General features: G+C 56.7%; 11 protein-coding genes and 1 pseudogene. 3 read left to right on the top strand and 9 right to left on the bottom strand.

What is annotated here, in order from left to right; translation table 11 throughout:
• Positions 1-72: 72 nt before the first annotated feature.
• Together DAI21_RS13170 and DAI21_RS13165 are read right to left on the bottom strand one after the other, a co-directional pair.
• The gene (locus DAI21_RS13170; RefSeq protein ID WP_107703320.1) at positions 73-255 is read right to left on the bottom strand and encodes a YodC family protein; all 183 of its coding nucleotides are present in this window, start codon (positions 253-255) and stop codon (positions 73-75) included.
• A gap of 78 nt (positions 256-333) precedes the next feature.
• Entirely contained in the window at positions 334-1,245 is a 912-nt protein-coding gene (locus tag DAI21_RS13165; protein WP_107703319.1) for a DUF808 domain-containing protein, read from the bottom strand.
• 177 nt (positions 1,246-1,422) lie between these two features.
• On the opposite strand from DAI21_RS13165, the gene yedA reads away from it, so the two are divergent.
• A complete protein-coding gene (gene yedA / locus DAI21_RS13160) occupies positions 1,423-2,337 on the top strand; it encodes a drug/metabolite exporter YedA (protein WP_107703318.1) in 915 nt (304 codons plus the stop codon).
• On the opposite strand, the gene DAI21_RS13155 is transcribed toward yedA, so the two are convergent.
• From DAI21_RS13155 to DAI21_RS13135, 5 genes are all read right to left on the bottom strand, one after another.
• Positions 2,309-2,800, bottom strand: a complete 492-nt coding sequence (locus DAI21_RS13155) for a very short patch repair endonuclease (RefSeq protein WP_107703317.1) — start codon at positions 2,798-2,800, stop codon at positions 2,309-2,311. The two genes, yedA and DAI21_RS13155, sit on opposite strands and share 29 nt — an antisense overlap.
• Positions 2,781-4,214 (bottom strand): DNA cytosine methyltransferase, encoded by a 1,434-nt coding sequence (locus tag DAI21_RS13150; protein WP_233446152.1) that lies wholly within the window; start codon positions 4,212-4,214, stop codon positions 2,781-2,783. The genes DAI21_RS13155 and DAI21_RS13150 overlap by 20 nt, the downstream gene beginning before the upstream one ends.
• 49 nt (positions 4,215-4,263) lie before the next feature.
• Positions 4,264-4,959, bottom strand: a complete 696-nt coding sequence (locus DAI21_RS13145) for a phosphohydrolase (protein WP_107703315.1) — start codon at positions 4,957-4,959, stop codon at positions 4,264-4,266.
• A gap of 48 nt (positions 4,960-5,007) precedes the next feature.
• Positions 5,008-5,277: a cell division protein DrpB gene (gene drpB, locus DAI21_RS13140; protein WP_100779678.1), complete on the bottom strand. Its 270-nt coding sequence runs from the start codon at positions 5,275-5,277 to the stop codon at positions 5,008-5,010.
• Between the two features lie 211 nt (positions 5,278-5,488).
• Positions 5,489-6,352: an N-acetylmuramic acid 6-phosphate etherase gene (locus tag DAI21_RS13135; RefSeq protein WP_107703314.1), complete on the bottom strand. Its 864-nt coding sequence runs from the start codon at positions 6,350-6,352 to the stop codon at positions 5,489-5,491.
• A 164-nt stretch (positions 6,353-6,516) separates the two neighbouring features.
• Here DAI21_RS13135 and DAI21_RS13130 point away from each other — a divergent pair.
• Both DAI21_RS13130 and dcuR read left to right on the top strand, forming a co-directional pair.
• A pseudogene (locus DAI21_RS13130) lies at positions 6,517-8,132 on the top strand (sensor histidine kinase).
• Positions 8,129-8,848, top strand: a complete 720-nt coding sequence (gene dcuR, locus DAI21_RS13125; protein WP_100779675.1) for a two-component system response regulator DcuR — start codon at positions 8,129-8,131, stop codon at positions 8,846-8,848. The pseudogene DAI21_RS13130 and the gene dcuR overlap by 4 nt, the downstream one beginning before the upstream one ends.
• On the opposite strand, the gene DAI21_RS13120 is transcribed toward dcuR, so the two are convergent.
• Both DAI21_RS13120 and DAI21_RS13115 read right to left on the bottom strand, forming a co-directional pair.
• The gene (locus tag DAI21_RS13120; protein ID WP_107703313.1) at positions 8,829-9,794 is read right to left on the bottom strand and encodes an FAD:protein FMN transferase; all 966 of its coding nucleotides are present in this window, start codon (positions 9,792-9,794) and stop codon (positions 8,829-8,831) included. The genes dcuR and DAI21_RS13120 overlap by 20 nt on opposite strands.
• Positions 9,795-9,888: 94 nt before the next feature.
• Complete coding sequence (locus tag DAI21_RS13115) at positions 9,889-12,666, bottom strand: flavocytochrome c (protein ID WP_107703312.1); 2,778 nt, start codon at positions 12,664-12,666, stop codon at positions 9,889-9,891.
• Between the last annotated feature and the right edge of the window lie 174 nt (positions 12,667-12,840).

Genomic DNA, 12,840 nt, shown 5'->3' with positions numbered 1-12,840 from the left:
CGATATCTTAAGACAAGCACTGCGCAGGACGATAGTCAACAAAAACGCCCGGACAAGCCGGGCGTTGCGTGATTAAGCCGTGTCGCGACGCTGTCGTCCGTCACCAGGCAGAAGCTCGTCTTCACGAAACGCTTCCCGCTTGATGCCGTACCCGTCGTACCACCGGCACTCCACCATACCGCTGGAATAGCCGGTGACAATCATTGGTGGACCACCCTTTTTTGACCTAACTTCATCACTGACCACAAAGACCATACCCGCCTCCTGTATCAGGGTGAAACTGTTTCAATCTAGACGAGGAATGGCATTTTTGCATAGTGACGCAGGGAACAATTAGTGCGAAACCCCGCGCAGCTTTTCGATGCCCTTCACGGCGGCAATCACGATGGCGCCAATAATGAAGCCAATCACCAGGTTAGCGATCATCGGTGCTATCGCTGCCACCACCGCTCCGTATTCAGCGGAGAAATGTTCAATCGCGTGATGCAGCGGTGGAATACCGTGTACCACAATCCCACCGCCGACGAGGAACATCGCCAGGGTGCCGATAATGGTGAGTGATTTCATTAGCCACGGCGCCAGTACCAGCAGACCTTTACCCACCGCTTTTGCCAGCGCGTTGGATTTTTGCTCCAGCCAATAGCCCATGTCGTCCAGTTTCACGATCACACCCACCAGGCCATACACGCCCACGGTGACCAGAATCGCGATACCGGAAAGAACCAGCACCTGGTTAAGCAGCGGCGATTCCGACACGATCCCAAGGGTGATCGCCACGATCTCAGCCGAGAGGATAAAGTCCGTGCGAATGGCCCCTTTCACCTTATCGCGCTCGAAAGCCTGCGGGTCCTGCGCCGCAAGCGCTTCCAGGCGCTGCTGGCGCGCCTGCGGGGTCTCTGCGTCTTTATGGGAACCGAAGGAGTGCAGCACTTTCTCGACACCTTCGTAACAGAGGAACGCCCCGCCAATCATCAGCAGCGGCGTAATGGCCCAGGGGATAAAGGCGCTGATCAGCAGAGCCAGCGGCACCAGAATCACTTTATTGATAAAGGACCCTTTCGCCACGCTCCACACCACCGGCAGCTCACGGTTGGCGCGCACGCCCGTCACCTGCTGCGCGTTAAGGGATAAATCATCCCCCAGCACCCCGGCCGTTTTCTTCGCGGCCAGTTTTCCCATCACTGATATGTCATCCAGTAAGGTGGCAATATCATCAAGCAATGTTAATAAGCTACTTCCTGCCAAAATCTGATCCTTCTTATTTTGATAATTAAGTGAATAGTATGGAGCAAAAAGCGAAACCCTGAAACAGGCAGCTCAAGTCAACAAATAATTCACATCAGAGACACAATTAAAGGACTCGCCAGCCCGATAGTTTTCACGTTTACTGTATGCGACCTTTTTATATCGCGGTGAAGGATTATGCGTTTTCGGCAATTATTACCTCTTGTAGGAGCGCTGTTTTCGCTCTACATCATCTGGGGTTCGACCTATTTTGTGATTCGTATCGGCGTGGAGAGTTGGCCACCGCTGATGATGGCTGGCGTGCGTTTTCTCTCTGCCGGTGTGTTGCTTTTGACATTTCTCCTGCTGCGCGGGCATAAACTCCCATCGCTGCGCCCGATGTTAAACGCCGCGCTGATCGGCCTGCTGCTGCTGGCCGTCGGTAACGGCGGTGTGACGGTGGCCGAGCACCAGAACGTCCCCTCCGGTATTGCGGCGGTAGTGGTCGCCACGGTACCGCTGTTTACCCTCTGCTTTAGCCGACTGTTCGGCATCCGCACCCGCAAGCTGGAGTGGATGGGGATCGCCATTGGTCTTGCGGGCATTGTTCTGCTCAACAGCGGCGGGAACCTGAGCGGTAATCCGTGGGGCGCGGTGCTGATTCTGATTGGCTCCCTGAGCTGGGCTTTTGGCTCCGTTCTGGGTTCACGAGTGGAACTGCCTTCCGGCATGATGGCCGGTGCCATCGAGATGCTGGCGGCGGGCATTGCGCTGCTTTTCGTCTCCGCCGTGAGCGGTGAAAAACTGACGACGATGCCGACGCTGTCCGGTTTCCTGGCGGTCGGTTATCTGGCAATTTTTGGCTCGATTATCGCGATCAACTCATACATGTTCCTGATCCGCAACGTCAGCCCTGCCGTTGCGACCAGCTACGCCTACGTCAACCCGGTGGTAGCCGTATTGCTCGGGACGACCTTTGCGGGAGAAGTGCTCTCATCCGTCGAATGGATAGCGCTGGGAGTGATTATTATGGCGGTGGTACTGGTGACGCTCGGGAAATACCTGTTCCCGGCGAAACCGACCGTTACCCCGTGTGAGGTGGAAAAGCAGTAAACGCGTAAATGCCTTTTGTGTCGATCTGCGCGGTTTGACCGCCGCCGCAGATCCACTCCTCCAGCCGCTCGGTCAGCGCGGCATCATCGAGTTTCAATCTGCCCCGCAGGGCACATTCCCAGACAATCAACACGCGCCAGCCCTGCGCCATTAGCGTAGTGATATCACGCTGGTCACGCGCCACGTTGTTGCCGATTTTGGTCAGCCAGAACTCGGTGCGCGTCGCCGGGACTTTAAACAGATAACAGTCGTGATGGTGCCAGAAACAGCCGTGGGTAAAGATGATGCACTGATAATCGTCGAGGACGAAATCAGGGCGGCCTGCCAGGGCCGCATCCTGCACGCGATACGCAAAGCCGCTGTGGGTTAAAAGCCCTGCCAGCCGTTTTTCAATCGCCGTATCACGCGTGCCAATGGCACGCATGTTTTTGCTGCGCGTCGCCTTATTGTGCACATCCGTCATTGACGGCCTCGCTCAGGCGTAATTTGACGGCCAGTTGAATTCGCGACTCAAGCAGTTTTGCCACCGCCGCAAACGCAGGCACCACCACGGAGTTACCGAACTGGCGATAGGCCTGAGTATCAGAAACCGGAATGCGGAAGCGGTAACCCTGAGGCGATTCGAAGCCCATCAGGCGCGCGCACTCGCGCGGCGTTAAGCGGCGCGGACGATGGCGCTGGTTCTCCGGGTCGTCGAAATTCACTTCTCCGAGCGCTTTATCCCAGCCGCGATCGATCAGGATCTCGGCTCCGTCCTTGTAATAACGGGCCGACAGCGTGCGGGTGACGCTGTGCGGATTGGTCGGGTCGACCATGCCAAAACCAAAGCCGTTGCCTTTCGCCTGATGCTTTTTGGCATAGCGGTAGAGGTATTTCCACAGCACCGGCGTGAGGATAAATTTGGCGTCCACCACCGGCTCCAGCAGTTCGGCCACGGAAGGACGATGCGCCGGATAGCGCGACGGAATATCGCGCAGGGTAAAGTTGCCTTTCAGGTTCAGGTCGCGGCGAAAGCCCACCAGCACAATGCGCTCGCGGTGCTGCGGCAGGAAGTGTTTGCCGTCGATAATCTTGGGATCGTCGGCCCCCATATCCTGTGCATCCGCCACGTCATAGCCCAGCTCGTCCAGCGTTTGCATAATAATGCGGAAGGTTTTTCCGCCGTCGTGGCTTTTCAGGTTCTTGACGTTTTCCAGCACAAAAATCGGCGGGCGACGGGCGTCGATAATCCGCACAACATCAAAAAACAGCGTGCCCTGGGTGTCGCAGGCAAAACCGTGTGCCCGCCCAAGGGCATTCTTTTTCGACACGCCAGCCAGCGAGAACGGCTGACAAGGGAAGCCGGCCAGCAACACATCATGCTGAGGAATATTTTGTCGGATATGCTCCGCCGCCTCTTCATCGCTGACGCCCGCTTTGTGGCTTAAGGTCACATCGCGAATGTCTTCGTTAAAATGGTGCGCATGCGGATCGCAGTACCAGTTGGCTTTATAGGTGCGTACCGCGTGTTTGTTCCATTCGCTGGTAAAGACACACTGACCGCCGATGGCCTCGAATCCGTTGCGGATCCCACCGATTCCGGCGAACAAGTCGACAAAGCGGAAAGCATAATTGGGATGAATGGCAGGCGGGCGCGGCAGCAGATTTTGCAGGTAGCTGAATTCCCGCTCGCTAAGACGGTGCCCTGCCCGCTCGCTGGTGACCAGTCGCTTCAGGATCGCAGGACTCCAGTGGCTTTCACCTTGCGCATTCAGGTCATTGACCAGCGTTTTCGCATCATAGATGGTCAGCAGTTTGCTTAATAACGCCTGCACCGTGGCCGTGGATTTCTCTGCCAGCAGAAGTGCGGGCGGTATCACTGATCGTTTTTCCTGCATACCTTTAACCGGGCAAAAGAGACTGGGGACAGATTACCATAGTTCGGCGCTACAGACTGCGCTGGAATCGGCTCAGCACCTGCGCATCGCTGCCGAGACAATCGCCCTGCAGCTCCGCGCTGAGTTTCGCCATGAACTGCACCAAAAAGCGCGCGTTATGTTTCGCAAGCTCGCGCCCCATTTCGGTTTGCATGGTCTCTGGCAGACGCAGCAGTTTGGTCTGGAAATGGTCGAGGGCAAACTGTTTGTCGTTGAGTTCGCGCTGATCCGCAAAGGGATCGTCGGCATCAAACAGCGCCACGCCAAGCGCCCCGGAAACGGCAAAGACGCGCGCCAGACCAATCGCACCGAGTGCTTCCAGCCGGTCGGCGTCCTGCACAATTTTGGCTTCAAGGGTTTGCGGCGCAATCCCGGCGCTGAAGCTGTGGGCTTCGATGGCATGTTCCAGGGCGGGAAAGCGATCCGCCGGGAAATCCGGGAAAAAATCAGTGAGGATTTGCCGGGTTTTGCGCGCCGCCAGCCGCGAGGAGTGGCTGCGTTCCGGATGATTTTTCGGCAGGCTGACAATGTCATGGAAATAACAGGCCGTCAGGACGACCAGCGCGTCGACGGGTTGCCCCACCATCATGCGCTGCGCCGTCATCCACACGCGGCGGAAATGCGAAATATCATGGGCCGCATCATCCGTGGCGTGGTGTTCCGTTAACCAGGCTTCGTAGCGTTGGGGCCAGTGGGCAAGTTCCATGCTCTCTCCTTCACAAAACGCTCACCTTAACAATTTTCCGTCAGCCATTCACTCGTTGTTGCCGCGCGGGCGCGTGTACCAGGCGATCCCGCCCAGTATCAGGCCCACCGCCCCGAGCACCAGAAAACCGAGAAACGCACCGATCCACTTCCCGCTGGTTGAGCCTAAATCACCCTCGACAACCATATCCGGCGCAGACGGAATTTTGCTGACCACCCATAAATAGCGGAGCATCGCCCAGGCAAAGTACCCGCAAAATGCGTAAAACGCCCACAGGGCGAGCTTGCCTCCCAGGCCTCGAGTCGTGTTCTGTTCCATGTTTAACCTTTACTGCAGCGGTAACGACGTTACTGCTTTCACATTGCGCGTTCAAAAGTGTGAATAAAGTCACATTTTGGCACTGTTTTTGTCGTCAGGCGACGGTAAAGGTGAAGGGATTTACCTTAAGTTGATCGCACGCAATTAATCATCAGAATCTCAAAAACACAAAAGGCCGCATCTGCGACCTTTTTGTTCACCACCTCAGGATTTACGGCGCTTCCTGCAACGCCACGCGAATAAATCCATTGTTCTGTTCGAGCAAATCACGGGCCTGCCAGGCGTCCAGACCGGTCAATACCATCAGCACGGCGGTCTTACAGTGGTGATTGCAGCTCTCCAGCGCCGCTTTAGCGACGGCACGCGTGCAGCCACCCGCTTCCATCACAATCGCAATTTGTCGTTCGGCCCATTTGGTGCTTTTTGCTTCCAGATCCACGCGCATATTGCTGTAAACCCGGCCCGTGCGAACGGCTAATCCCGTCGCAATCATATTGAGGATCAGTTTTTGCGCCATCCCCGCTTTGGCATTCGTAAATCCCGCTACCGCGTCTGGCCCGGTTTGCGGCGCAATGACCATGTTCGCCAGCTGTGCCGCTTCGCTTTGTGCGTCATGCGTAATGATGGCGACCGGCGATCCCAGTGACCAGGCGTGGCGCATCGCCCCCCATACCCACGGCGTTTTGCCGCTGACAGAGAGCGCCAGCATCATGTCGTGATCGCCAAAATTCATCGCCTGCAGATCGGCCACACCGCGATCGTAGTTTCCCGCGCCGTCTCCGGCATCAAGACCCATCACCGGGTGTTTTCCCGGCGCAAACTCCAGCGCCGCATGCAGCGCCGCACGTCCGGAGGCCCCGGCGCCGACAATAAACAGCCGCCCGCCGTGGCTCAGTGTAGCCGCCGCGTTATCGACCACACGGGCAATGACGGGTAAGAAGGGAGTAATAGAATCGGTAATGCACTTATCATCCTGATGAATCACATTCAGCATGTCCAGGGTCGACAACCTGTCGATATCCGCCGTATCCGCGTGGCGTCTTTCCGTGACCAAACCGTTCAGCTTAACGCTCATAAACTGCTCCTTATTTATGAATTCCCCCACACTATAAAGTGTTTTATATGGATGACCTGCGAGGGGGGTCACGAAAAGGCGAGCATTCGTCAGCTTTTACATCGCTTTAAGAAAGCGCCGTCATCAGCGATAATTACCCCTTTATAATTATCCGCGGGGTTTCGATGAGCGATTTGCAGCCTTTAGCCATGACGCGCAAGCGCCCGATGAAGCTCAATACCCTGGTCACGCTAATGGTGTGCAGCGTGATTGGGTCGGTATTGCTGGTGACGTTCGCGCTCTACTTTATGCAGGTCACCCGCGCCACGCGCGACGGCGTCAAAGATACCGCGCTGGCCATCGCCCGTACCCTCGCCGACAGCCCGGATGTGAAACGCGGCCTGCAACATTCGCCGGAAAACAGCCCCATTCAGTCCGTCTCAGATGCGATTACTCGCCGCAACGATTTGCTTTTCGCGGTTGTCACCAACATGCAGGGCGTGCGTTACTCTCACCCGAACAACACCCTGCTCGGCAAACGCTTTATCGGCGACGACATCAAACCCGCGCTGGAAGGGAAGGAGAACGTCTCGGTCAACCACGGCGTGCTGGCCGAAGCGCTGCGCGTATTCACGCCGGTGTACGACGATAATCACCAGCAGATTGGCGTGGTCGCCGTCGGGATTTCCCTCAACAAAGTCGATGAACAGATCAGCCGCAGCCGCTGGGGGCGATCTGGACGGTGCTCTTCAGCGCGCTAATGGGCACGCTCGGCACCTGGGGTTTAGTGCATCTGCTCAAGCGGATTTTGTTTGGGCTGGAACCCTATGAAATCTCCGCCCTGTTTGAACAGCGCCAGGCGATGCTCCAGTCTCTGAAAGAGGGGGTGATCGCCGTCGACAGCCAGGGGCGCGTGACCATGATTAACCATGCCGCCCGCCAGATCCTGCTCCTGCCCGCCAGCAGCACCGATGAGCCGCGCCACATGCCGATGCTCGCCTCCCTGCGCCGGGTGTCGCAAACCGGAAAAGCCCTGCAGGATCAGGAGATCGACTGCAACGGACGTCTGCTGCTGTGCAACACCTTTCCGGTCAGAAGCCAGAATTCAGTGATTGGGGCGATCAGCACCTTTCGCGACAAGACCGAAGTTCGCGAGCTGATGCAGCGCATGGATGGCATGGTGAGCTATGTCGACGCCCTGCGCACGCACTCCCATGAGTTTATGAATAAGCTGCACGTGATCCTCGGCCTGCTGCACATGAAGCGCTACGACAAGCTCGAAGAGTATGTCATTCAGACCGCGCAGAATTATCAGACCGATATCGGCGCTATTCAGCATAAAATTAAATCACCGGTCATCGCCGGGTTCCTGCTCGGTAAAATCAACCGCGCCAAGGAAGCCGGGTATACCCTGACGCTGGCCGATGAGTGTCAGGTGCCGGACACGCCGAATACGGAACAGGTGACGGTGCTGATTACCGTGCTGGGTAACTTAATCGAAAACGCGCTGGATGCGATGACCGGCCAGCCTGAGGGCGAAGTGGGTCTGCTGATGCATTATCAACATGGCTGGCTCAGCTGTGAAATCAGCGATGACGGTCCGGGTATCGATCCTGCGCAGCTGGAACATATTTTTACGAAGGGCTTTTCCACGAAGGGTGAAAATCGCGGCGTGGGGCTTTTCCTTGTTCGCCAGCAGCTCGAAAAACTGGGCGGTGAGATTGCCGTCGAATCCGAGCCTGGCGTATTTACTCAATTTTTTGTACAGATCCCCTGGGATAGCGAGAGGAAAATCGCGTGATAAATGTCTTAATTGTCGATGATGATGCCATGGTGGCCGACCTGAACCGTCTGTACGTTAACCGGGTTGAGGGGTTTAGCTGCTGCGGCGTCGCCTCGACGCTGAATCAGGCCGAAGCGGTGATTAATAATCCTGCACAGCCTGTCGATCTGGTGCTGCTGGATGTCTATATGCAGCAGGACAACGGTCTCGACCTGCTGCCGGTGATTCGCGCTTCTGGCCGCCCGATTGATGTGATCATGATTTCGTCGGCGTCTGATGCCACGACCATTCAGACGTCGATGCACTACGGCGTGGTGGATTATCTGATCAAACCTTTCCAGTTCCCGCGTTTTGAAGAGGCGCTAAACGGCTGGAAGGAGAAGAAGCAGCTTATGGGCTCGCATCAGTATTATGAGCAGGCCGATGTGGATCGTTTGCTGCACGGCGGCGCGCCGGAGCTGGCAGACAGCAAGCGTCTGCCGAAAGGCTTAACCCCGCAGACGCTGCGCACCATTTGCCAGTGGATTGAAGCCCATCCTGACACCGAGTTTTCCACCGACGATCTGGCGAACTCAGTGGGAATTTCCCGCGTTTCGTGCCGTAAGTATCTGATCTGGCTGGCGCAGATTAATATTCTGTTCACCAGCATTCACTATGGTGCGACGGGGCGTCCAGTGTATCGCTACCGGCTGCAGCCAGAGCAGGCGGGTCTGCTCAAACAATATTGCCAGTAAGGCGATAGCGATTGTCCAGAAGCGTGAAGCGGAAATGCTTCATGGAGGAGAGCACCACCTCTTTCGTTTTGGTGACAAACACCGCTTCAATATCAGGCCGCGCGCGCAGCGCGGCACAGCCCTTCTCCACGCCCATCCCGTAAATCAGCGTGGTCCAGATATCCCCGTCGATAGAGTTCGTCGAGATAATGGTGACGCTATCGAGTTCGTTATCCAGCGGATAGCCCGTGCGCGGGTTCAGAATATGGTGGTAGCGCTTGCCGTCGCGTTCGAAAAAGCGTTCGTAGGTGCCCGATGTCACCACCGACTTATTCTCCACCGTCAGTGTACCGACCAGCTCATCGGCCCCGCCGAAAGGCGTTTTGATACCGAGGGTCCAGCCCCCTTCCGGCGCGCCGAACGTCTGAATATTGCCGCCGAGGTTAATCAGGCCGAGGGTTTCCCCCTCTTTGCGCAGGTAATCGCGCACCCTGTCGGCAATGTAGCCTTTGGCGATGGCCCCGAGATCGATTTCCATGCCCGGTTTGGTCAGGAATACGCTGCTGGCCGTGTCGTCGAGTAAAACATCAGCCGGATCGGTCAGCGCCATCAGCGCTGCAATCTCCTCTGCGGGCGGCACGCTGTCGCCCTGAAATCCAATCTTCCAGCGCTTCACCAGCGGGCCGATGGCCAGATTGAAGGCGCTGTTTTCCAGTGTGCTTGCGGCCTTCGCGACGCGGATCAGCTCATACACCGCACGGCTGACGCTGACGGGGTGTTTCCCGGCGGCCTGGTTGATGTCCATCACCTGCGACGGTGCGCGGTTGACGGTCAGGAGGTCTTCGTACTGTTTGATGAGGCGAAACACGCGAGATGCGAGGGCTTCGTTATTCGAAAAGAGCTTCAGAAGAATGGGGGAGCCCATGAGTGTGGCGGAATAGCTGTAGACACGATGGTCGTCAGACATGGTATCGCTCCTCGGTTAGAGTGCCGGATGGCGCTGCGCGTATCCGGCCGACAAAACCGTGCCCGGCAAGCGCAAGCGCCACCGGGCATTGAGACTACTGTTTTGCGCGCATCGCGGCGTGGTGTCCGGCAAGGGTACCAAAAATAATGATATCTGCCACTGCGTTACCGCCGATACGGTTGCCGCCGTGGATACCGCCGACCACTTCACCCGCCGCGAAGGCACCCGGAATAACCTGGTGTTCGCCGTTCAGCACGCAAGTTTCGGTGTTGATGGTCACGCCGCCCATGGTGTGGTGCACGCCCGGTGCGATACGAATGGCATGGAACGGGCCTTCGTTGATCGGGGCGCGCAGCGCAGTGGTGCGACCAAAATCATCGTCGTGCTGTTTCTCCACAAAGCCGTTGTAGCGCTCCAGGGTGTCGAGGAAGGTGTGGTAATCCATCCCGAGGGTTTCGGCCAGCGCTTTTGGCGAGCTGGCGCTGGTCACCAGGCCTTTGGCGATGTACTCATCCGCCGCTTTGTTTTTCGCGCGGACGTGCTCATCAAAGACGATGTAAGCGTATTTCTCTGGCAGCGCAATAATCTGCGCCGAGACTTTATCGCGAGTCTCCATTTCGTTGAAGAAACGGCTGCCCTTCTGGCTCACCAGGATAGCGCCGCCACCACGGATAGATTCGGAAATCAGGTACGAGGTGTTTTGCTCAACGGTCGGGTGAATCTGAATTTCGCCCATATCGACGGTGCCTGCGCCAATACGTTCCAGCAGCGCGATACCGCCACCGGTAGCCCCTTTATGGTTGGTGGTGACGAAACCGTCCAGATCCGGACGATATTTCACGACCATGCTGCTGTTGGCGCTGAAACCGCCGGTCGCCATCACAATGCTGCGGGTGGCCACGGTCAGGGTTTCATTCTCTTCGGTGGTCAGACGTACGCCGGTCACTTCGCCATTTTCCACGATAATGTCGCTCACGGAGGTATCGAGCATCACCTCGATGTGGCGTTTGTTGACGTTACGCACCAGGCCGCTAATCAGGTAGCCACCCACCGCAGAACCATCTTTTGGACGGTGGGTACGGTCGATGCTCATCCCACCCGTGGTGGTGATGTCATTCAGCATGATCCCGCGCGTTGCCAGCCATTCGATCGCCTCTGGTGCGTTTTCGACAAAGCGACGCAGCAGTTCCGGGTTGTTCTTGTTATGGCCGCCTTTCAGGGATTCCTGGTAGAACAATTCTTTGCTGTCCTGGATGCCTTTTACGCGCTGGAAGCGGGTTTCTGCGGCGTTCATCCCGGCAGAAGCTTTAATGGTGTTCCCGCCGATGGTCGGCATTTTCTCGACAATCAGGACGCTTGCCCCTTCGTCGTGAGCCTGAATCGCCGCCGCCAGACCGGCCCCGCCGCTGCCGACAACCACCACGTCAAATGCTTTGGCAGCGTTCGGGTCGACGCCCTCTTCTGCCGCCAGCACTTTACTCGATTTGACCATCGCTTTAGATACCGCCTTTTTCACGGCTTCACTCTGGCTGGTCGCGCCGGTGATGGCGTCCACGTGCGGAGTGTTCGCGTCGAGAATGCGGCTGCGGATCTCTTCGAAGCTGGAGATGAACTCAACGTCCTGCGTTGGGCCAGACGCCAGTTCGATGTCGGCAATACGGTCGGTTTCGAGACTGACGTTAATCACCAGTTCGTTGGTGTCATCCTGCACCGTTTCGACAAACACACCCGCTTTGAATTTAGATTCGCCCATGCTCATGTCGCGAATCATCGCCTCCACCAGCGAGAAGCGCCACAGCGGCTCAGGGATGTGCAGCGCTTCGCGCTGGGTGCTGTCCATAAACAGCTCCAGGGTTTCGCCGTCACGGATGCGGTCGGTCCAGTCCGGATAGGCGATGGTCGCGCGACCCACAGCAATCAGATCGTAACCGTGGTCCAGCGCCTCGTTAACGTCTGCGGCGTTCACAACGCCACCCACACCCATCACCGGAATTTGCGCGAGCGTTTCGGAACGCATGGCGTGGTATTTCTCGATCAAAGGGGTTGGATCTTGCGTATCTACGATCGACGGACGCAGCGTTGCACCCACGGAGAAGTGCAGGTAATCCAGGCCACGGGCGGCCAGTTTTTCCAGCAGGTACAACGTGTCGTCAAAACGGATGCCCGGAACTTCCATCTCTTCCGGCGAGAAGCGATAGCCGATAATGAAGGCGTCGTCGGCGTACTGACGGACCATTTTATGGGTGATGTCCAGGACCGCCAGCGGGAATCTGGCGCGGTTGTCACGGCTGCCGCCCCACTCGTCGTCGCGCTGGTTGGAATTCGGGGAGTAAAACTGCTGGATCAGATAGGTGTTTGCACCGTGAATTTCGACGCCGTCGAAGCCCGCCTGAATTGCACGACGAACCGCTTCGCCAAATTTCCCGATCATGCCTTCGACTTCTCCGCCGGTTAATGCCACCGGGGTCGCGGCACCTTCACGCGGTGCGGCCACCGCGCTTGGGCCGACAGGGGTACGGCCACCAATCAGTTTCGGGTCCACCATGCGGCCGCCGTGGTAGATCTGCAGCAGCGCTTTAGAGCCTTTGGATTTGATCGCTTCGGCAATTTTTGCCAGCCCGGCGATTTTCTCGTCGTTGTCGATACCGATGGCGCCGGGGAAAGCCAGCCCCAGATCATCAACAAAACAGCACTCAACAATGATGGTGCCGATGCTGCCGGAGCGCGCGCGGTAGTATTCCACCAGCTCGCTGGTCACCGTGCCGTCGTAATAACCGGTGCAGGTGGTCATCGGCGCCATCAACAGACGGTTTTTGAGTTCGGTACCATTCGGTAAGGTGAAAGGACTAAGAATTCGTTCGTTAGTGCTCATAATAGAAACTCCAAACTTTTAAAATTGAAATCTGAGAATTCTTTATCGGATTATGTTCTGGTTAATTTTTTTGCCGATGTCATGGTATTAATATAACGCTATTTTTAGTTACTAAAGTTATTACGTTAGTTAATAAACTATTTAATCCCTGCAATAACATTATTACTACATTGG

The organism is Lelliottia sp. WB101 (genome assembly GCF_003051885.1).
In the GTDB taxonomy this organism is placed as follows: domain Bacteria; phylum Pseudomonadota; class Gammaproteobacteria; order Enterobacterales; family Enterobacteriaceae; genus Enterobacter; species Enterobacter nimipressuralis.
Note: the sequence above shows the minus strand (reverse complement) of the source record. Positions and strands in the feature narration are given on the sequence as shown.

Coding starts and splice junctions, on each gene's coding strand:
- DAI21_RS13170 (WP_107703320.1), bottom strand. CDS start 255: ATGGTCTTTGTGGTCAGTGATGAAGTTAGGTCAAAAAAGGGTGGTCCA.
- yedA (WP_107703318.1), top strand. CDS start 1,423: ATGCGTTTTCGGCAATTATTACCTCTTGTAGGAGCGCTGTTTTCGCTC.
- DAI21_RS13155 (WP_107703317.1), bottom strand. CDS start 2,800: ATGACGGATGTGCACAATAAGGCGACGCGCAGCAAAAACATGCGTGCC.
- DAI21_RS13150 (WP_233446152.1), bottom strand. CDS start 4,214: ATGCAGGAAAAACGATCAGTGATACCGCCCGCACTTCTGCTGGCAGAG.
- DAI21_RS13145 (WP_107703315.1), bottom strand. CDS start 4,959: ATGGAACTTGCCCACTGGCCCCAACGCTACGAAGCCTGGTTAACGGAA.
- drpB (WP_100779678.1), bottom strand. CDS start 5,277: ATGGAACAGAACACGACTCGAGGCCTGGGAGGCAAGCTCGCCCTGTGG.
- DAI21_RS13135 (WP_107703314.1), bottom strand. CDS start 6,352: ATGAGCGTTAAGCTGAACGGTTTGGTCACGGAAAGACGCCACGCGGAT.
- DAI21_RS13120 (WP_107703313.1), bottom strand. CDS start 9,794: ATGTCTGACGACCATCGTGTCTACAGCTATTCCGCCACACTCATGGGC.
- DAI21_RS13115 (WP_107703312.1), bottom strand. CDS start 12,666: ATGAGCACTAACGAACGAATTCTTAGTCCTTTCACCTTACCGAATGGT.